Origin of the sequence: Alcanivorax sp. 24 (genome assembly GCF_004360225.1) — a bacterium.
Lineage (GTDB): Bacteria > Pseudomonadota > Gammaproteobacteria > Pseudomonadales > Alcanivoracaceae > Alloalcanivorax > Alloalcanivorax xiamenensis.
In genome coordinates this window covers 137690-158468 of record NZ_SNUA01000004.1, presented here as the reverse complement: position 1 = coordinate 158468, position 20779 = coordinate 137690, and the positions used below count along the sequence as shown (strand labels likewise).

Annotated in this window: 15 protein-coding genes; 10 read left to right on the top strand and 5 right to left on the bottom strand. The window is 59.5% G+C overall.

Annotation, left to right across the window (positions count from 1 at the left end; all coding sequences use genetic code 11):
* Positions 1–30: 30 nt before the first annotated feature.
* The 4 genes from gyrB to dnaA are packed head-to-tail and all read right to left on the bottom strand — an operon-like array spanning position 31 to position 6147.
* Complete coding sequence (gene gyrB, locus E0L37_RS07495) at positions 31–2445, bottom strand: DNA topoisomerase (ATP-hydrolyzing) subunit B (protein WP_133491137.1); 2415 nt, start codon at positions 2443–2445, stop codon at positions 31–33.
* Between the two features lie 9 nt (positions 2446–2454).
* The gene (recF, locus tag E0L37_RS07490) at positions 2455–3558 is read right to left on the bottom strand and encodes a DNA replication/repair protein RecF (protein ID WP_133491136.1); all 1104 of its coding nucleotides are present in this window, start codon (positions 3556–3558) and stop codon (positions 2455–2457) included.
* 52 nt (positions 3559–3610) lie between these two features.
* A complete protein-coding gene (gene dnaN / locus E0L37_RS07485; protein ID WP_133491135.1) occupies positions 3611–4711 on the bottom strand; it encodes a DNA polymerase III subunit beta in 1101 nt (366 codons plus the stop codon).
* A gap of 38 nt (positions 4712–4749) precedes the next feature.
* Positions 4750–6147 (bottom strand): chromosomal replication initiator protein DnaA, encoded by a 1398-nt coding sequence (dnaA, locus tag E0L37_RS07480; protein ID WP_133491134.1) that lies wholly within the window; start codon positions 6145–6147, stop codon positions 4750–4752.
* Between the two features lie 452 nt (positions 6148–6599).
* On the opposite strand from dnaA, the gene rpmH reads away from it, so the two are divergent.
* From rpmH to mnmE, 4 genes are read left to right on the top strand one after another with little or no spacing between them, the layout of a single operon-like run.
* Positions 6600–6734, top strand: a complete 135-nt coding sequence (gene rpmH / locus E0L37_RS07475) for a 50S ribosomal protein L34 (RefSeq protein WP_022997393.1) — start codon at positions 6600–6602, stop codon at positions 6732–6734.
* A gap of 46 nt (positions 6735–6780) precedes the next feature.
* Positions 6781–7173 carry a ribonuclease P protein component gene (gene rnpA, locus E0L37_RS07470; protein WP_133491133.1) on the top strand — a complete coding sequence of 131 codons (393 nt, stop codon included), beginning with the start codon at positions 6781–6783 and terminating at the stop codon, positions 7171–7173.
* 40 nt (positions 7174–7213) lie between these two features.
* Positions 7214–8947, top strand: coding sequence for a membrane protein insertase YidC (gene yidC, locus E0L37_RS07465; protein WP_133491132.1), 1734 nt, complete (start codon positions 7214–7216; stop codon positions 8945–8947).
* Between the two features lie 55 nt (positions 8948–9002).
* Positions 9003–10379 carry a tRNA uridine-5-carboxymethylaminomethyl(34) synthesis GTPase MnmE gene (mnmE, locus tag E0L37_RS07460; RefSeq protein WP_133491131.1) on the top strand — a complete coding sequence of 459 codons (1377 nt, stop codon included), beginning with the start codon at positions 9003–9005 and terminating at the stop codon, positions 10377–10379.
* A gap of 6 nt (positions 10380–10385) precedes the next feature.
* On the opposite strand, the gene E0L37_RS07455 is transcribed toward mnmE, so the two are convergent.
* Complete coding sequence (locus E0L37_RS07455) at positions 10386–11639, bottom strand: DUF2254 domain-containing protein (protein WP_133491130.1); 1254 nt, start codon at positions 11637–11639, stop codon at positions 10386–10388.
* Between the two features lie 119 nt (positions 11640–11758).
* Between E0L37_RS07455 and E0L37_RS07450 the strand changes: the two genes are divergently transcribed.
* The 6 genes from E0L37_RS07450 to E0L37_RS07425 all read left to right on the top strand — a co-directional run bounded on the left by E0L37_RS07450 (position 11759) and on the right by E0L37_RS07425 (position 20769).
* The gene (locus E0L37_RS07450) at positions 11759–12235 is read left to right on the top strand and encodes a MaoC family dehydratase (RefSeq protein ID WP_133491129.1); all 477 of its coding nucleotides are present in this window, start codon (positions 11759–11761) and stop codon (positions 12233–12235) included.
* A 105-nt stretch (positions 12236–12340) separates the two neighbouring features.
* A complete protein-coding gene (locus tag E0L37_RS07445) occupies positions 12341–13723 on the top strand; it encodes a lyase family protein (RefSeq protein WP_133491128.1) in 1383 nt (460 codons plus the stop codon).
* 207 nt (positions 13724–13930) lie between these two features.
* Positions 13931–15565: a fatty acid--CoA ligase gene (locus E0L37_RS07440; protein ID WP_133491127.1), complete on the top strand. Its 1635-nt coding sequence runs from the start codon at positions 13931–13933 to the stop codon at positions 15563–15565.
* A gap of 311 nt (positions 15566–15876) precedes the next feature.
* Entirely contained in the window at positions 15877–16965 is a 1089-nt protein-coding gene (locus E0L37_RS07435; RefSeq protein ID WP_133491126.1) for an efflux RND transporter periplasmic adaptor subunit, read from the top strand.
* Complete coding sequence (locus E0L37_RS07430; RefSeq protein ID WP_133491125.1) at positions 16965–20066, top strand: efflux RND transporter permease subunit; 3102 nt, start codon at positions 16965–16967, stop codon at positions 20064–20066. Before E0L37_RS07435 ends, E0L37_RS07430 begins: the two co-directional genes overlap by 1 nt.
* Before the next feature lie 40 nt (positions 20067–20106).
* Entirely contained in the window at positions 20107–20769 is a 663-nt protein-coding gene (locus tag E0L37_RS07425) for a M48 family metallopeptidase (RefSeq protein WP_133491124.1), read from the top strand.
* Positions 20770–20779 lie beyond the last annotated feature (10 nt).

Here is a 20779-nt window from a genome sequence, read left to right as displayed (position 1 = left end):
AGAGCAGGGAGGTTCAGCCCCACCAGCCGGTCAGATATCCAGATTGGATACGTACAACGCGTTGGATTCGATGAACTGACGCCGGGGATCCACATCATCGCCCATCAGGGTTGTGAAGATCTGATCCGCCGCAATAGCGTCCTCCACGGTAACCTGCAGCATACGGCGGGATTCCGGATCCATGGTAGTTTCCCACAATTGATCCGCGTTCATTTCACCCAGGCCCTTATAACGCTGCACGTTAATACCGCGACGAGCTTGCTGCATCAGCCATAGCATGGCCTCAGCGAAATCCCGGATCGGGCGGCTTGCTTCACCTCTCACCACCTTCGCGTCCTCGGCCAGCAGGCCTTCCAGCGTTTCCCCCAGCCGCGCAATACTTTGATAGTCCGGAGACTCCAGGAAATCCAGAGTCACTTGATATTCGCGGACTATGCCGTGAGCGAGCACTCGCACACGTGGCAGATACAGACCTCGTTCCGTATCTTTTTCAGCGCTGATGGTGAATTTCTGAATATTGTTTCCGAGATTGGCCAGGCGCGCCTGCAATTTAGCGCACCAGTCCACCATGAAAGCCTCATCTTCCAGTTTGCTCTCATCGATACTGGGCAGATAAATCATCTCCTCCAGCACCTGTGCGGGGAAGACCCGGGACTGACGCTCCACAATCTTCATGACCTTCCGGTACTCACCAATCAGATTGGACAGAGGCTCGCCACTGATAGGCGGTGCCTCATTGCCGGGGTGAAGCGCGGCCTTATCCAGCGCCAGCGTGGTCAGATACTCATCCAGGGCAGGGTCATCCTTGATGTAGGTCTCCTGTTTGCCCTTCTTCACCTTATAAAGAGGGGGCTGAGCGATATAGATATGACCACGAACAATCAGCTCCGGCATCTGCCGGAAGAAGAATGTCAAAAGCAGAGTACGGATGTGAGAACCATCCACGTCCGCATCCGTCATGATAATAATGCGGTGATAGCGAAGTTTATCCGCGTCATACTCATCCCGGCCGATACCGCAACCTAAGGCCGTAATCAGAGTTGCTACCTCTTGGGAAGAAAGCATCTTGTCAAAGCGGGCTTTCTCCACGTTCAGAATCTTGCCCTTCAGCGGCAGGATAGCCTGATATTTTCGATCCCGGCCCTGTTTGGCGGAACCGCCCGCGGAATCACCCTCCACAATGTACAGCTCGGACAGGGCAGGGTCTTTTTCCTGGCAGTCCGCCAGTTTTCCAGGTAGCCCGGCAATATCGAGTGCCCCTTTACGACGCGTCATTTCCCTGGCCTTACGTGCCGCATCCCGGGCCCGGGCAGCATCAATAATCTTTTGAACGATGTTCTTTGACTCGACTGGATGCTCCAGCAAGAAGTCCTGAAAACGCTCCGTCATGGTCTGTTCGACGGCGCTTTTCACCTCCGAGGACACCAGTTTATCTTTGGTCTGGCTGGAGAACTTGGGATCCGGCACTTTCACGGAGATGATCGCGGTCAATCCTTCCCGAGCATCATCGCCAGACGGGTTGGCCTTTTCCCGCTTCAAAAATCCCTCTTTTTCCATGTAATTATTCAGAGTCCGGGTCAGAGCCGCCCGAAATCCGGCCAGGTGAGTACCTCCATCCCGCTGTGGAATGTTGTTGGTGTAGCAGAAAATATTCTCCTGATAGGAGTCATTCCACTGCATCGCCACTTCCACGCTGATACCGTCCTCACGATCCATCTGGAAGTGGAACACCTGATTCAGCGCGTTCTTGTTCTGGTTCAGATAGGTAACAAAGGCGCTCAAACCACCTTCATACTCAAACACATCCTCATCCCCACTGCGCTCATCCACGAGATGAATGCGCACGCCGGAATTCAGGAAACTCAGCTCCCTCAGACGTTTGGCCAGGATATCGTAGTGGAATTGGATGTTGTTAAACGTCTCCGGGGAAGGGCGGAAACGAATAGCAGTACCGCTGCTTTCCGTACTTCCCACCACCTCCAGCGGTTTCTCAGGTACACCGTCATGATAAACCTGCTCGTGAACCTTACCGTGACGGCGAATGGTCAGCTTGAGCGTTTCGGAGAGGGCGTTAACCACGGAAACCCCCACACCGTGCAGACCACCGGAAACTTTGTAGGAGTTATCATCAAATTTCCCGCCAGCATGCAGCACAGTCATAATCACCTGAGCCGCGCTGACACCTTCTTCCGGGTGCAGATCCACCGGAATACCACGCCCGTTATCTGTAACGGAAACGGATTCATCGGGATGAATCGTGACTTTGATCTCGCTACAGTAGCCGGCCAGGGCTTCATCGATGGAGTTATCCACGACTTCGAAGACCATATGATGCAAGCCGGTGCCGTCATCCGTATCGCCAATATACATGCCGGGCCGCTTGCGAACGGCATCCAGGCCCTTAAGAACCTTGATGCTGGATGAATCGTAGCTGTTTTCCGCCATTTTCTTCCCTTACGAGTCGTTCGATATCCGCTGAATCCGTCCATGTTCCACGTGGAACATTCGGGCGGCAGCACCGCTGTTTTCAACGGTGGCCCGGCCCAGATGGTCCGCATCCACCGCAGTGATCAATGTCTGGTGGTTTCCCATAGTCAAAAAGCGCAACAGGGTATCCCGGTGGGTTTGATCCAGCTCAGAGCCGAGATCATCCACAAGGAGCGTACAAACCTTGTTCGCTTCAGAGATCATGGGGAGCTGAGAGAGCACCAGGGCATAAGACAATATCTTTGCCTGCCCGCGGGAAACACGATCCCGGGCCACCACACCATCTTTCGTAATTCTGACATCCGCCCGATGAAAGCCTGCGTGGGTAAAACCTCTACGCCGGTCTTCTTCCTCGGTTCGAATCAGCGCCTGAAGATAATCTTCTCCAGGACGCAGACCGTTGTGTAGCTCCAGATTGACCTTCAGATCAGGAGACAGCATTTCCAGAATTTTCCGCCACTCCGACTTCAGGCGGGCCAGATACGGTCTGCGCAACCCTTCAATAGTAGCAGAACTGGACGCCAGTTTCTGGTCCCAATAACGCAGCTCCCTCTGAGACGCATGCCCCGACCTAAGCAGGGCATTGCGTTGTTTGAGCACCCCATTTGCCTCCTTCCAAGCAGCCAGAAAAGAATGTTCCACGTGGAACATTCCCCAATCCAGGAAACGCCGACGAATGGAAGAAGCGCCAAATATCAATTCAACTGACTGAGGGTGCAAGGCGAGGACAGGGAGAAGGGTGGCCACATCACTCAATGCCGAAGGGGTCTGCCCATTGAGCTTTAACGATTCGATACCCGACAAGGCCCTACGGACCCCAAGCCTGTCCTGTTTGCCGGTTGGCTGATCCACCACCGCAAACAAGGTCGCCGCGGCCGCACCATCACGCACCAGGCGGGACAGCCGCCCTCCGCGAAAGGACCGCCCCCCGCTACCAATAAAATAAATAGCTTCCAGCAAGCTGGTCTTGCCGCTGCCGTTGGCGCCAAAGATCAGATTCAGCCCGGGCGAGGGCAAAAAGTCCGCCTGGTGGTAGTTACGAAAGTCAGAGAGACGGAGTTCGGTGAGCATAAGGAGGGAGGAGGGTAAGGGCCTCGCGGTACGAGGCCCTGGCACCGAAACGTCAGAGACGCATCGGCATGACAACATACACCGCGGCTTTATCTTCTGAGTCGGTGATCAGGGCACTGCTGTTACTGTCCCCCAATTCCAAATCCACCTGCGGGCCATTAAGTGTGGTCAACACATCCAGCAGATAGCTGACGTTGAAACCAATCTCCAGGGGAGAACCGTTGAAGTCAACGGACACTTCCTCCTCCGCCTCCTCCTGCTCGGGGTTATTCGCCACGACTCTCAAGCTGCCTTCGGACAGCTGCACCCGCACTCCACGATATTTCTCATTGGAGAGAATTGCCACACGGGCCAAGGCCTGCCGCAACGTTTCCCGATCGGCAAGAATCCGACGCTGACCGTCTTTCGGAATAACTCGCTCGTATTCCGGGAATTTACCGTCCACCAGCTTGGAGGTGAAGGTAATGGCACCCGCCACGATACGAACATGGTTACGCCCGAGGGTCAGGCGAACCATTTCACCGGCGTCCGCCAGGATGCGGGACAGCTCCATAACCCCTTTGCGCGGCAAAATCACCGAAGCTTCCTGATCCGGACCGTCCAGTTCCGCATCGCACAAAGCCAGACGATGGCCATCAGTGGCCACCGCCCGCAATGCTCCTGGGCGCAACTCAAACAGCATGCCGTTCAGGTAATAACGCACGTCCTGCTGAGCCATGGAAAAGGCGGTGCGGTCAATCAACCCCCGCAAAACCCCCGGAGCGATATCGAATCCGGACGCGGCCTTGTCTTCTTCCTGGCTAGGGAACTCGGAAGCAGGCAAAGTGGACAGAGAAAACCGGCTACGGCCCGATTTCACCAGCATCCGTTCGCCATCCACCTCAAAACGGATCTCCGCTTCCGCAGGCAAACTTTTGACAATGTCAACCAACTTGCGAGCCGGGACCGTCGTCTCACCGCTCTGGTTTTCCCCCTCCAGCGGCAAACGAGCCACCAGTTCCAATTCCAGATCGGTACCCGTCAGTGACAGCCAGCCATCACTGGCCTCCACCAGCACATTGGACAGCACCGGCAGCGTCTGTCGCTTCTCCACTACCGCCGCTACCTGCTGCAACGGCTTGAGCACCTGTTCACGGTTGATCGAAAATTTCATGTCCCTTTCCCGTCATCGATGAGCCGACCCCAGCGCCGTCAAGACGTGAGAGTTCTCAGCAAATTTTGGTAATCTTCCTCAATTTCGGGACTGGTTTCCCGAAGTTCATTCACTTTCCGACAGGCGTGAAGCACCGTGGTATGGTCACGCCCGCCAAAACTGGACCCAATCTCCGGCAGACTGTGGCTGGTCAGCTCCTTCGACAATGCCATCGCGATCTGCCTTGGCCGCGCCACCGATCGAGTGCGGCGTGGCGAATGCAAATCCGGAATCTTGATCTTGTAGTACTCCGCTACCGTGCGCTGAATGTTATCGATGCTGATCTGACGCGCCTGCAATGCAATCAGATCCTTCAACGCTTCCTTGATCAAACCGATATCAATCTGCGCCCCGGTAAACCGCACATGGGCAATAACCCGGCGCAGCGCGCCTTCCAGTTCCCGTACATTGGAACGAATGCGTTGAGCAATAAAGAAGGCCGCGTCGTTAGGTAACTCAATGCGGGCCTCTTCCGCCTTCTTTTTCAGGATCGCCACCCGGGTTTCCAGCTCCGGCGGCTCCAGGGGTTGCGACAACCCCCAACCAAAACGGCTCTTGAGGCGCTCTTCCAGGCCATCCACTTCCTTGGGGAATTTATCGCAAGTCAGGATGATCTGCTGCCCATTCTCCAACAGAGCATTGAAGGTATGGAAGAACTCTTCCTGGGATTGCTCCTTTCCAGCAAAAAACTGTATATCATCAATCAGAAGTGCATCCACGGATCGGTAGAACCGCTTGAATTCATTGATGGTTTTATTCCGCAACGCCGAAATCATATCCGCGACAAAGCGCTCGGAGTGCAGGTAAACCACCTTGGCGTTGGGGTTTCGCCGCAGCAATTCGTTGCCCACCGCGTGCATCAAATGTGTCTTCCCCAACCCCACGCCACCATAAAGCAGCAATGGGTTGTAGCCGTGACTGGCCGGATTCTCCGCCACCTGTTGGGCCGCGGCACAGGCCATGCGGTTGGACTTGCCCTCAACAAAGGTCGGGAAAGTGAACCCGGTATTCAGATTACTGCGATGCTTGGCCGCCAGTCCCACATCGGAAGGGGGCGCCGGCGGGGGGGACGGACGTGTTTCCGCCGTCGGCGTTGCCGCCGGGCGTGGCTCCGGCGCCGGACGTTTGGGAATGATCTCGGTCACCCGGGAGCTGCCCACCTCCAGGCGTAACTGGGGCAGGGGGCCCTGCTCCATCTCCCCCATAACCTCGCCGATACGCTCCATATACTTGTCGCGCACCCAATCCACCACGAAACGATTAGGCGCGAACAATGTCATCTCCGCACCATCGGCGGATACCGACACCTGCAAAGGGCGAATCCACATATTGAACTGCTGTGACGGCAACTCGTCCTCAAGTCGCGTCAAACAGCGATTCCAAAGCGTTTTGGACACATCCCCGCCTTGCCAGAAACCGTGAATTTGAACGGGCCATTCTATACCTCTGGGCCTGTAACTATCCACAGCTCGGAACGTCTTTTTTTTTCGGCCCCCGTCTGTGGATAACTATGTCCGCAAGCCTGTTGGTAGGGGGCCGTATAAGTATGGGGATAAACGGGTGAACCCATTTCTCCCACAGTTCCGGACAGCTTGTCCCAGCTTAGTCACCAGGAGTTACACACAGTTATACGCCGGTTACTCACATCGCAACGCACTGATCTACTTACACTTTCCAGGCTTATCCCCAGAATTGGCTTTACCTATAAAAACAACTATCACTAAATAAGAAAATAAATATTTAAAGATATTGATAAGCAAAACCCTCCGTTTGGCAAAGCACTTGACAGCACCGCACGCCAGGGCTAATATCCGCGCCCTCTTAAGACTTCCACAGCGGGGATGCCGCCATGAAACGCACATTCCAGCCGAGCAATCTGAAGCGTAAGCGTAACCACGGCTTCCGCGCTCGCATGGCTACCAAAAACGGACGTAAGGTACTGGCCGCTCGTCGCGCCAAAGGCCGCAAGCGGTTGGCTGTATAAGCCAATCGCTGTTTCTTCTGGTGGCATCACCGGGGTAACAGACACGGTGAGCCCATCAGTACCCCCTTCCCAGAACACGCCCCCCCGATTCGGGTTCTCCCGCGGTTTGCGTCTGCTTGATGGCAAATCCTTCCAATCCGTGTTCGACCAGCCGGACTGGCGCCTTGGTCAGCAATGTTTTCTGTTACTGGCCCGAGAAACCGAGCAGCCTTTCCCTCGTCTGGGTCTGGTTATCGCAAAACGACGTATTCGGCATGCCGTTGACCGTGGTGCGGTGAAACGCCGGATCCGGGAACAGTTCCGTTTACGCCAGCATGAATTGGCCGGCCTCGATATCGTGGTGTTAATGCGCGGCCCCCTGCCGGCCGAAAAGGAAAACTGGACCCCTTTGCTGGCGCGGCTGTTCGACAAGCTGCTTGCCAAGCGTAGGCAAGACTGAGAAACTGCCCCCCGCTTTTCCGCCAGCCGAATACAAAGCTATGGATATCCCCCGAGCCCTTGTCATTACGGGCATTGCCGTTGTCTCCTACCTGATGATTCAGGCCTGGCAGGGAGACTACGCTGCCCCGGACACCGTCGAGCCGCAAATCAGCGAGCAAGTGACGGGCAATAACGCCGACACCACGGACAATAATGACCTGGTGCCCGATCCGCAGGAGCATGCCGATCCCACGGCTGTCTCCATTCCCGGCGGAGAAGTCAGCGACAGCGTTCAAGACAACCCCAAAACGCAGAGTGGCCGCGCCATTCGTGTCGCCACCGATGTGCTGAACCTGGAAATCGATCCCCGTGGTGGCGACATCGTACGCTTGAGCCTGCCGGCTTATCCGCGTCACGCCGACACTCCGGACCAGCCCTTCGTGCTGCTGGAAAACACCTCTTCCCGCACCTATGTGGCTCAGACGGGTCTGATCGGCACCAACGGCACCGATTCCGCTTCCGGTCGTCCGGTATGGAGCAGCGCCGAGCAGAGCTACCAGATGGGCGATGCCCAAGAACTGAACGTGGATCTGACGCTGACCCAGGACAGCGGCGCCAAGATCACCAAGCGCTACACGTTTGAGCGTGGCAGCTATCTGGTGCGGGTGACCCATATCGTCGAGAACAACAGTGGCGAGACCTGGAGCGGCCAGCTCTACGGCCAGATCAAGCGTGATGGCGGCGATGATCCGGGCTTGTCCAAGCAGGGGTTCGCGCCGATGCCCACTTATCTGGGCGCCGCTTACTGGTCCAGCGAAAAGCCGTACAACAAGCTGAAATTCGGCGATATGGAAGAATCCTCCCTGCGTACCATGCAGGAAGGCGGCTGGATCGCCATGGTTCAGCACTATTTCCTGTCCGCCTGGATCCCTGATCCGCAATTGCAGCAGACCTATTCCACCGTGTATCAGAAGAACCGTGACCAGTATCTGTTGCGGTTCGTCTCCCAGGGACAGCAGGTGGCTCCCGGCAAAACCGGACAGATGTACGCCGAGTTCTATGCCGGCCCGAAAATCCAGGATCACCTGGAGGCGATCAGCCCTGGCCTGAATATGACCGTGGACTACGGTTGGTTGTGGTTCCTGTCCCAGCCGATCTTTGCTCTGCTGGTGTTCCTGCAAAGCGGTAAGCTTTCCATCTTCGGCCTGAATATGGATCTGGGTGTCGGTGTGGGGAACTGGGGTGTCGCCATCATCCTGCTGACCTTTATCATCAAGGCCCTGTTCTTCAAGCTCAGCGCCACCAGCTACCGTTCCATGGCCAAGATGCGGAAAGTAGCGCCGGAGATGCAGCGCATCCGGGAAGAACACAAGAGCGACAAGCAGAAGCAGCAAATGGAAACCATGAAGCTGTTCCAGCGGGAGAAGATCAATCCGCTTGGCGGCTGCTTGCCGATCCTGGTGCAAATGCCGGTGTTCATCGCTCTCTACTATGTGCTGCTGGAATCCGTGGAGCTGCGCCAGGCGCCGTTCTTCCTGTGGATCCAGGATTTGTCGGTGATGGACCCGTACTTCGTCTTGCCGATTCTGATGGGCGCCTCCATGTTCCTTCAGACCCGCCTGAATCCGACTCCGGCGGATCCCACCCAGGCCCAGGTGATGAAATGGATGCCGGTCATTTTCTCGGTCTTCATGCTGTGGTTCCCGGCCGGTCTGGTACTCTACTGGTTGACCAACAACCTGCTGTCCATCGGCCAGCAATACATCATTACCCGCCGCATCGAACGGGAATGATGGAAAAAGGGGGCCGTTGGCCCCCTTTCTGATTCCGGTTCCGGGTAAGCACGCCATGTCCGCCACTGATTCCGATACCATCGTCGCCATCGCCACCGCTCCCGGCCGTGGCGGTGTCGGCGTGGTGCGACTTTCCGGTGATCGCGCGCTGGACATCGCCGCCGGCGTGGTCGGCGACCAGCCACTACAGCCGCGTCAGGCCCATTTTCGCCGTTTTCGCGATGAACAGGGCGACGTCATTGATGAGGGGCTGGTGTTATCGTTCCCCGGGCCCGGCTCTTTTACTGGCGAGGATGTGGTGGAGTTCCAGGGCCACGGAGGCCCGGTGGTGCTGGACATGCTGGTGCGCGCCTGCCTGTACCACGGGGCCCGTCAGGCGCGGCCCGGTGAGTTCTCCCAGCGGGCGTTTCTCAACGACAAACTGGATCTGGCCCAGGCCGAGGCCATCGCCGATCTCGTCGATGCCGGCACCCAGGCGTCAGCCCGCGCCGCTCTGCGCTCCCTGCAGGGGGCGTTTTCCGAGGAAGTAAATCGGTTGGTGGAGCAGTTGATCCAACTGCGTATCTATGTGGAAGCCGCCATCGATTTTCCCGAGGAGGAGATCGACTTTCTCTCCGATGGGAGAGTGGCCTCCGATTTGGCGGCGTTGTTGGCGCAAGTGAACCGGGTGCTCGCCACCGCCCGCCAGGGGCGCCTGGTCCGTGAAGGGCTGACTCTGGTTATCGCAGGGCGGCCCAATGCCGGCAAGTCCTCCCTGATGAACCGCCTGGCCGGTTTCGACGCCGCCATTGTTACCGAAGTGCCCGGCACCACTCGGGACGTGCTGCGTGAATCGATCCAGATCGACGGCCTGCCTCTGAACCTCATCGACACCGCCGGCTTGCGTGAAAGCCCGGACCGGGTAGAGCAGGAAGGGATTCGCCGGGCCTACGAGGAGATGCGCAAGGCGGACCGGCTGCTGGTAGTGGTGGATTCTCAAACCGGACCCGAAGCGCTGAAGGATCCGGGGCAGCTGTTACCGGACAGCCAGAAGCAGCTGGAAAATCTGGAACTGCCGGTGACCGTCGTACTCAACAAGGCCGATCTCAGCGGTATGAAGCCCGGCCCTCTGGCGGGCAACCCGGACACCTTTGTGATTTCCGCCACCTCGGGGGAAGGGCTGGACGTGCTGCGCGAGCACCTGAAAACCGTGGCCGGTTATCAGAGTACCGACGAAAGTCCGTTTTCCGCCCGCCGCCGCCACATCACCGCCCTGGAGCAGGCCCTGGCCGCGCTCGATAAAGGTCAGCGCCAGCTGGGCGATCACGCCGCCGGCGAACTGCTTGCCGAGGACTTGCGCGCCGCGCAGAAGGCCCTTGAAGACATCACCGGGGTGTTCACCGCCGACGATCTTCTGGGGCGGATTTTCTCGTCTTTCTGCATCGGCAAATAACCGGGCTTAATCCTGCTCCAGCCAGCGCGCCAGCGTGCGTAATTCCTCCCTGTCCCGCTCCAATGTCAGCGCCTGTTCCGCTCGCGCCAGCGCCAACCCGGCATGAAGCCGGGCGCTGGCGCGAAAGGCGCCGCCGTGGGAGGCCAATGCCATGAAGGCTTTTTGCAGACGAATCTGCACTTCCAGCAGGGCCGCGCCGTCCCGGGCGATGGGGTTGAACAGGTCGTCGAAAAATTCCCGTTCGTTGAGCAAGGGAACCCGGATCCGGGGCCAGCGCACGGTCTCGTCCGCTTCGTTGCGCTGGGTATGCCAGTGATGCAGAACCCGCACCGCCCGTCCGATCACATCGATGGCGGTGCCGGGGTCGTTAACCGCCGGGGACAACGCCCGCGACGCTATTTCGGAGAGCACCACCAGACCGAAACGTGGATCCTGATCGAAGGAGCGCTCGTCATCCACGGTGAAATGGTCGCGCACTGAAGAGGCGTCATCGCCGGTGGCGCCGATCAGCCAGGCAATAGGCCGGGCCGGATGCACAAAACGGCCGGGAAGGGCGGTCAGGTAAATCTCGGCGTTGTTCTGTTCCGCCCATTGAGCGAGTGCCTCCACATCCACATGTTGGATGTAGCCCACCAAGGTTGGGTAAACGGGAAGCGCCTGGTCCGGGATCGACTGTTCCGGGGACCAGGACTTACCGCCCAGAGCCGGGTTGGTGGCGCGTTGAACAATGGCCGCGCGAGTGGCTTGTTCAACGCGGTCGGTGGTTTCCCCGACCCGGCCGAGGCGCGACAGATGTTCAATCCAGCGCAAAATAGTCACGACGATGATAACGATGACCACCAGGGTGACCAGAAACAGAATCACCCGACCGCCCTCGCCATAGGCACCGGTGCTGAGCGCCACCAGTCCGACCAGGCTGAACAGGAAGGAACCAATAAAGGTGGCCAGCACGTTCTGAGTAGTGGTGTCCTGCATCAGCAACCGGGTGGCCCGGGGTGTCACGTTGGTGGTGGCGGCGCCGTAGGCGCTGACCATGACACTGAGAGAGAAGGTGGTGACCGCCAGCATGCTGGAGGCCAGCACATTGAGAATGGTGTCCACGGACTTGGCACCGACGCTCACCGGCAGGTTCGTGGGCAGCCAGCGCTGGCCGATAATGGCGAGCAAGGACGTCGCCACGGCGAGAATGGCGAATGCGGTGGCCCGAACCCAGAGGGCGCGGGAGAACTGGACCAGCAGCCACTGCCATTTTGAAAACATCCTTGCACTCCTTGCCCCGGCGATGGCTCCAGAATACCTCAGAGACGTGGGGGAATGGGGTCGTTATTGGCATCCGGTCGGCGCTATGATCGGATCTTTCGTTTGCACGGGAGAACACGATGACAATAACGAACTTCAGCAAGCCCCAGGACGACCGCTATTTTGAAGATTACCTGGTGGGCACGACCTATGATCTGGGCTCCATTGACGTGGAGGAGGAAGAGGTCCTTTCCTTTGCCCGCCGTTTCGACCCCCAGAAGATGCACACGGATCCCGAGGCCGCCGCCGCCGGCCCGTTCCAGGGGCTGATCGCCAGCGGCTGGCACACCCTCAGCCTGATGATGCGACTGATGGTGGATAACTATGTTTCCACCGTGGCGGGGCTGGCCTCTCCCGGAGTGGATGAGGTGCGCTGGCACAGACCGGTACGTCCCGGTGATCGATTGTCCATGCGGGCGACGGTTCTGGAGGCGCGCCCGTCCCGTTCCAAGCCGGATAGGGGCCTCATCTATTCATTGATGGAAGGCGTCAATCAGCATGGTGAAGTGGTGGCCAGCTTCAAGGGCATGGGGTTGATTCTGAAGCGGCCGGCTTGATGCGGTATCGAACATGACTATGGCCGGAATCGCCGGCGCCACCCTGGACGTCCAACCGGGCCTTGCCGATACTGAGGTTTCACTTCCCGGCTGAGGAGAACGGTCATGAGTGACACACGGGTGGAGAAGGATTCCCTGGGCGAAGTGGCGGTGCCAAAGACGGCGTTGTGGGGCGCGCAGACCCAGCGCGCGGTGAATAATTTTCCGATCAGTGGACGTCGGTTGCCGCCCCGGTTCATTCAGGCCGTGGCCCGGATCAAACACTGCGCGGCGTCGGTGAATGTGGATCTGGCGCTGCTGTCCGAGGAGCGGGGCAATGCGATCCGTTCGGTCTGCGAAGCACTGATCCGTGGTGAGCACGCCGACCAGTTCCCGGTGGACGTGTTCCAGACCGGTTCCGGTACCAGCACCAATATGAACGTCAACGAGGTGGTGGCCCATCTGTGCCAGACCCGCGGCGTCGACGTGCATCCCAACGATCACGTCAACCTTGGACAGAGCAGCAATGACACCATCCCCACCGCCATTCATGTCTCCTCGGCGATCGCCGTCAACGAACAGTTGATGCCAGCCCTTGAGCATTTGATCACCACGCTGGGGTCGAAAGCCGGGGAAGGCAGGGATCTGGTCAAAACCGGCCGTACTCACCTGATGGACGCCATGCCGGTGACGGTGGAACAGGAGTTGCGCACCTGGGTGCTGCAACTGCAGGCCGCCAGCCAGCGCCTGGCCGGCGCCCGGGAGGAGCTGCATGCGTTGCCGCAGGGCGGTACCGCGGTCGGGACCGGTATCAATGCTCATGCCGAATTCGCGGAACGCTTTGTTGATGTGCTGTCCGATGAAACCGGGCATCCCTTTACCGCCATGCCGTATCCGGCCGTGGCGCAGAGTGCCGTGGATGCGCCACTGGCGCTGTCATCGGCGTTGCGGAGTCTGGCGGTGGTGTTGATGAAGATCAGCAATGACCTGCGCTGGATGAACTCTGGTCCGATTCACGGCCTGGCGGAAATTCAGCTCCCGGCCACCCAGCCGGGATCGTCGATCATGCCGGGGAAGGTCAACCCGGTGATCTGTGAGTCCGCCACCATGGTCGCCGCGCAGGTGATGGGGCTGGATCAGGCCAATACGGTGGCGGCGCAGAGCGGTAATTTTCAACTCAATGTCATGTTGCCGTTGGTGGCCGCCAATCTCCTGGATATGCTGGAGTGGCTGTCCAACAGTTGCCGTAATCTGGCGGATCAGGCCATCGCCGGCCTGACTTACAATCGTGAGCATCTGGCCGAGGGAGTGGGGCGGAATCCGATCCTGGTCACGGCCCTGAACCCCGTCATTGGCTACGAGAAGGCGGCGGCCATTGCCAAACAAGCGTTCGCCAGTGGCCGGCCGGTGATCGACGTCGCCGCCGAGCAGACCGATCTGTCGGTGGAGGAACTCACTGCCTTGCTCGATCCGCTCAAACTGACTCACCCGGCGGCCTCTGACTCTTGAGTCAGTCGCCGGTCGTGACCTCGACGATCAGCTGTGACAGGCTTGGCGCCGGGCTTTTGTGACCACCGCCCCTGGCGGTCACCCTCCAGGCCGTTGCCAAGGCAACGTCAACAATCGCTCCCGGCGATTGTTCCTGGGGAAGTCGGGCGTGGCGCCTATATTCCGGATTCGCCACTGTCACAATAAAAACGTGGAGAGTAGTAACCGATGAGCAACGATCTGACCATCCAGCGTACCGCGGAAGCCGTGGAGTCACCGCTCTTGATCAACAGTATCCTGGAGGCCGGCGTTCGCAACGCACCCAATCAGGAAATCGTCTACGCCGATCAGCGGCGGATGACCTATCGGGAAATGGGGGAGCGGGTTGCTCGTCTCGCCAGTGCCTTGCAGCAGCAAGGGGTGAAACCCGGTGATACCGTGGCGGTGATGGACTGGGATACCCACCGTTACCTGGAAGCTTTCTTCGCCGTGCCGATGATGGGCGCGGTGCTGCACACCGTGAACGTGCGTCTGAGTCCGGAGCAGATTCTCTACACCATCAACCACGCCGAGGATGACGTGGTTCTGGTGAACCGGGAGTTTTTGCCTGTGCTGGACCAGATCAAGGACCGCATCGAGACGGTCAAGACTTACATCCTGCTGGATGATGAAGGCGGCGACACCGATACCACCATTGATCTGGCCGGAGAGTACGAGGCGCTGGTGGCCCAGGCTTCCGCCCAATTCGATTTCCCGGAGCTGGACGAGAACACCCGCGCCACCACGTTCTACACCACGGGCACCACCGGCCTGCCCAAAGGAGTGTATTTCTCCCACCGGCAGCTGGTATTGCACACCTTTGCCGGTCGTGCCGCTCTGACGGGCACCGGTCATGGTCGTTTCAACCAGAACGACGTCTACATGCCGATCACGCCGATGTTCCACGTGCATGCCTGGGGCGTCCCCTTTGTCGCCACGCTGTTGGGGGTCAAGCAGGTCTACCCGGGTCGTTATGTACCGGAAACCCTGCTCAAACTGCTGATCACTGAAAAGGTGACCTTCTCCCACTGCGTGCCCACCATCATCCAGATGCTGCTGCAATCCGAGGCGGTGAAAAGCATTGATCTGAGTGGCTGGAAAGTGATCATCGGCGGTTCCGCGTTGCCCAAGCCGCTGGCCAAAAGCGCCCTGGAGCGCGGCATCGACATCTACAGCGGTTATGGCATGAGCGAGACCTGTCCGCTGATCTCCCTCGCTCTGTTGACGCCGGAACTGGAACAGGCGGATCTGGAAACCCAGGCGGATTACCGCACCCGCACAGGCCGTCCGGTACCCATGGTGCAATGGCGCATCGTCGATGGTGACATGAACGATGTGCCCCATGATGGCAAGGCTCAGGGCGAACTGGTGTTGCGCGCCCCCTGGCTGACCCAGGGTTACCTGAAGGATGAGTCCAACTCCCGGGAGCTGTGGCGCGGCGGCTGGATGCACACCGGGGATATTGGTGTGATCGATGCCGATGGCTGGCTGAAAATCACCGACCGCATCAAGGACGTGATCAAAACCGGTGGTGAATGGGTCTCTTCCCTGGATCTGGAAAGCCTGATTCTTCAGCACGACGCCGTGCGTGAGTGCGCCGTGGTGGGCGTGCCGGACGAAAAATGGGGTGAGCGCCCGGTGGCGCTGGTGGTCAAGGGCACCGAGGTGGAAGCACGGACGATCATCGATATGGTGGCGGATTACGCGGAAAAAGGTGTGATCAGCCGCTATGGCATTCCAGATCGAGTGGTGTTCGTGGAGGAGCTGCCGCGCACCTCCGTGGGTAAACTGGACAAGAAGAAGATGCGCGCGGAACTGGTCTGATCCCCTGGCCGGCGGGGTCCTCCCGCCGGCTTTCCCTTTTCCCTGTCATATAATGACTGCACAATGCAGTGTCATACTCCGTGGTCTTTTGTATCGAATGTAAGTGCTCCTGAACCCCGAACGGGTTCCCGGGTCCGATCCACGGAGTAACGCTCAAGCCCTGGAAGGCCAAGAGCAGCCATTACGGAATACAGAACAATCCTTCCTTACCGGCCTGTAGCAGAGCCGGTACCTTCGGTTGCCTGATCTTTTTATGGGCGCCGGCCCGGTTGCGGTTCCCACCGTGACGGTGTAGTTGCTCGGAGAACAAGATGGTGCGTGTGGGCGCCTTTGTGGTGGTGATCGTGGTGGCAGCGGTGGCGCTGTTCTGGTGGTGGCGGGCTGAAGAGCCAGTGACGGCGGGGACCCGGCCGGCGACTACGGTCAATGTAATTGCGGCTCTGGTACGTCCTCTGACGGAAAAGGTGGAGGTGGTGGGCAATGCCCGTGCTACCCGGGCCGTGGTGCTGTCCGCTGAAGTCGAGGGCCGGGTAATGCAGCTGCATTTCCGGGAAGGGCAGGCCGTTGACGCCGGTGACCTGCTGGTGGAGTTGGATGACCGCCAGGCGAAAGGCGAGCGCGACCGGTTGCGCGCCGAATACCAGCGGGCGCTGTCCGATTATCAGCGTGCTTCCCGCCTGATCAACAGCCGCGCTATTTCCCAGGCCGAGGTGGACAATCTGAAGAATGGCATGGAGGCGGCCCAGGCGGCCTTGCGGGTAGCACGGGCGACCCACGAAAAGCATCAGATTCGCGCGCCCTTCGAAGGCGTGGTCGGGTTGCGCCAGGTTGACCCCGGAGCCTATCTGCAACCCGGCACACCGGTGGTCACCCTGGACAGCGTGCGTAATCTGGAGGTGACCTTCGAGGTGCCGGAACGGTATCTGGCCCGGGTGAAGCCTGGGCTGGTGCTGATGGTGTCCAGCGACAGCTACCCGGAACGCCTTTTCCAGGGCAAGGTCACGCTGCTGGATTCCCGCGTCAATGCCGCCAGCCGGACGCTGTCGGTAAAAGGCAGCCTGGACAACAGTGACGGTCTGTTGCGACCAGGGCAGTTGCTGCAGATCGATATCCTGCTCAGTCAGCATCAGGCCCTGCTGGTTCCGGAACAGGCGATTGTCGCCCAGGGCGCGCAGAACTTCGTGTTCGTGGTGGCTGAGGACGACACCGCTCTGCGGTTGCCGGTGGAGCTGGGCGGGCGCCGGGATGGCTGGGTTGAAGTGGTACAAGGACTCAGCGATGACGACGCGGTGATCGTTAACGGGCACAGCCGGCTTGGCAGCGGCGCGCCGGTGAAAGTGGTCGAGGATGAGGGGGCGCTGCTGCCGGCCCAGCGGGTTCTGATGGAGACCAGTGCCTGATGATCCTCAGCGATGTCTCCATCAAGCGCCCGGTGTTCGCCACCGTGATCAGTTTGCTGATCGTGGTGTTTGGCATCAGCGCCCTGATGAAGCTGCCAGTGCGGGAATATCCGGACATCGATCCCCCCGAGGTGTCGGTGGCGGTGGAATACCCGGGAGCGGCGCCGGAGGTCATTGATACCCAGATCATCCAGGTCATCGAAGGGGCCATCGCGGGCGTGGAAGGGGTCCGCCGCATTGAATCCCGTTCCCGCCGGGGTTCCGCCCGCACCTCGGTGGAGTTCAACCTGGACCGGGATCTGGATGTCGCCGCCAACGATGTCCGCGACGCGGTGTCGCGGGTGCTCAATCGTTTGCCGGAGGAAGCGGAAGCACCGGTTATCGCCAAGACCGACGCTGATGCCCGGCCCATCATGTGGGTCACACTCAGTAGCGACAGTCTGGCGCCGCAGGAACTGACCGATTTCGCTGAACGCTCGCTGGTGGACCGTTTCGCCGTTCTGGGTGGGGTGTCCGAAGTCATTATCGGCGGTGAGCGTCGCTATGCCATGCGGGTATGGCTGGATCGCCAGCGCATGGCCGCCAACGATGTCACCGTCACCGACATCTATAACGCTTTGCGCGCCAACAACGTGGAATTACCGGCCGGCCGCCTGGATTCCGACAGCCGCAGTTTTACCGTTCGCGCCGACAGCCGGCTCGGCTCGGTGGAAGAGTTCAACCACATGGTGGTGCACCGCCAGGGTGATTATCTGTTGCGGTTGGGGGATGTGGCGCGGGTGGCGCTGGGCGTGGAGAACGACGACACCGTGTTGCGCGCCAACGGCAAGACCGCCATTGGGCTCGGGGTGGTGCGCCAATCCAAGGCCAACACGGTGACCGTTTCCAACAATGTCCGCGAAGAAATCGAGGCGGTCCGCAATAACCTGCCCGATGACATCCGCCTGGACGTGAATCACGACGAATCCCTGTTTATCCGCGCGTCCATCAAGGAAGTGCTGGTGACCCTGGCGATGAGCGTGACGCTGGTGATCCTGGTCATTTTTGTTTTCCTGGGCAATCTGCGCGCCACACTGATCCCGGCGGTCACGATTCCGGTATCCATCGTGGGAGCGTTCATTGGTCTGGGGATTCTCGGATTTTCCATCAACGTGCTGACGTTGCTGGCGCTGATTCTGGCCATCGGTCTGGTGGTGGACGATGCCATCGTCATGCTCGAGAACATCCAGAGGCGTATCGACGAAGGTGAAAGTCGTCTGGTGGCCGCTTTCTTGGGGGCTCGGCAGGTGGCCTTCGCGGTCATCGCCACCACCGCCACTCTGGTGGCGGTCTTTGTACCGATCTCTTTCATGGGGGGCGATGTCGGACGTCTGTTTGGCGAGTTCGGTTTTACCCTGGCAGTGGCGGTGATCATTTCCAGCATAGTGGCGTTGTCCCTGGCTCCGATGCTGTGCTCCCGCTGGTTGCACGCGCACACCCCTGAGCAGGAAAAGCAGGAACAGAACAACCTGCTCAACCGGGCGCTGAATGGACTCAACCAGGCCTACGGGACGAGATTGGCTAAGACTCTGCGGCGACCCGCTCCCATTGTGGTGATCTCGGTGCTGATCTGCGTGGCCGCGGGGGGGGTATTCAGCCAGCTGTCCCGGGAACTGGCCCCCACCGAGGATCGGGGTGTGTTCATCGTGTCGGCGAACGCCCCCCAGGGATCCAGTACCGCATACGCCAGTCACCATATTCAGAAAGTGGAGGAAAGGCTGCTTCCTTTGATCGAGGACGGGGTGGCGGTTCGGGTGTTATCCATTGTCGGTTTTCGCGGGCAGACCGAGCGTGGTTTCAGCATCGTGCGTCTGGAGCAGTGGGAAGATCGGGACCGGAGACAGCAAGACATCGTTAACGACATTCGCGGCGAAGTCACCACCGTGCCCGGTCTGCGCGTATTTGCCGTTAATCCACCGGGATTGGGGCAAAGCGGTTTCGATCAGGAGCTGGAGGTGGTGATCGGGGGGCAGGATTACGAATCCGTGGTGGGCTGGAGCGAGACCCTGCGCGCCGCCATGGCCGCCAATCCTCAACTGTTGAGCGTGGACACGGATTACGAGGAAACCCAGCCCCAGATTGAAGTGGTGATCAATCGGGACCGGGCCGCGGACTTCGGTATTTCCGCCGCCGAAGTGGGCCAGACCCTGCAAGCCATGTTCGCCACCCTGACCGCGTCGACCTATATCGATCGTGGCCGCGAGTACGACGTCCTGCTGGAAGCGCGGGAACAGGATGCGCGTATTCCGGATGACGTTAACGCGGTCTATGTTCGCACCGCCGCTGGCGCTCTGGTTCCGCTGTCCGCTCTGGTGGAGCTGCGCACCCTGGGGGCGGCGCCGGAGCTGAGAAGGCTGGACCGTCTGCCGGCGGTGACGTTGTCGGCGAATCTGGCCCCCGGCTATGATCTGGGCAGCGCGCTGGATTTCATCGAACGGACCGTTCAGGAAAGCCTGCCGCTGGAAGCGCGCCTGAGCTATAAAGGTGTCGCCCAGGAATTCACCGAGGCTTCCGCGGCAATCCTGATCACGTTCCTGCTGGCTCTGGTGATCGTCTTCCTGGTATTGGCGGCGCAATTCGAAAGCTGGATCCATCCGCTGATCATTATGCTGACGGTGCCCCTGGCGATCGCCGGCGCCATTCTGGCGTTGCGTGTGACCGGCAACAGCCTGAATATCTACAGTCAGATCGGTATGGTGATGCTGGTGGGACTGATGGCCAAGAATGGTATTCTTATCGTCGAATTCGCCAATCAGCTGCGCGACCAGGGGCTGGCGGTACGTGAGGCGGTCTATCAAGGTGCTATTCTACGCTTCCGGCCCGTATTGATGACGGGTATTTCCACCATCTTTGGCGCGGTCCCCCTGGTGCTGGCCACCGGTGCCGGAGCGGAAAGCCGCATGACCATAGGGGTGGTGATTCTCGGTGGCCTGTTGTTCGCCACTGTGCTGACCCTGTTCATTATTCCCGTGCTCTATCTGTGGCTGGCCCCCTACGCCCGCCCGGCGGACGCGGTGGCTCAGCAGCTGGCGTCGCAAATGCGGCGGGAAACGGATCGCTGATCCGGCCCCGTCCCGCACCGGATATCTCCAGGTAACCCGCATGGATTATCAACTGGTTCGCTCCAAGCGACGTACACTGGCTTTACGAGTGGCGGCCGATGGCCAGGTCGAAGTCCGCGCGCCGTTACGTCTCGGCCGCCGGCACATCGATGACTTCGTGCACGAACACCGGGACTGGATCCGGCGCCAGCAGGCCTATTGGCGCGCCCGGCCTCGCCAGCATTGGCGGGAAGGTGATACCGTGCCGCACCTGGGCCGCCCGGTGCGGTTGCGGGTTACCCATGCGGCCAGACCCCGGGTGGAGCTGGAAGGGGATATTCTGACCGTGGCGGTGCCGCCGCCGGCGTTGGAGGAGACGGTCAGGGAAGCCGTGGAAGCCTGGTGGCGGCGACAGGCGCGCGACCAGTTCCAGCACAGTATCGAACGGCAATTCCACTGGTTCGCGGCCCGTGGCCATGAATTGCCGGTATTGAGGATCAAGAAAATGCGCACTCGCTGGGGATCTTTGTCCCAGCGGGGGTACATCAACCTGAACCTGGCGCTGATGCGCTACGACCTTGAGGTGATCGATTACGTGGTAATGCACGAACTTTGTCACTTGGAGTACGCCCATCATGGACCGCAATTCCATGACCTGATGGATAGACGCATGCCGGACTGGCGGCGTCGAAAACAACGATTGGATCAAATATTGCCTGAATAAAAGGAGACGG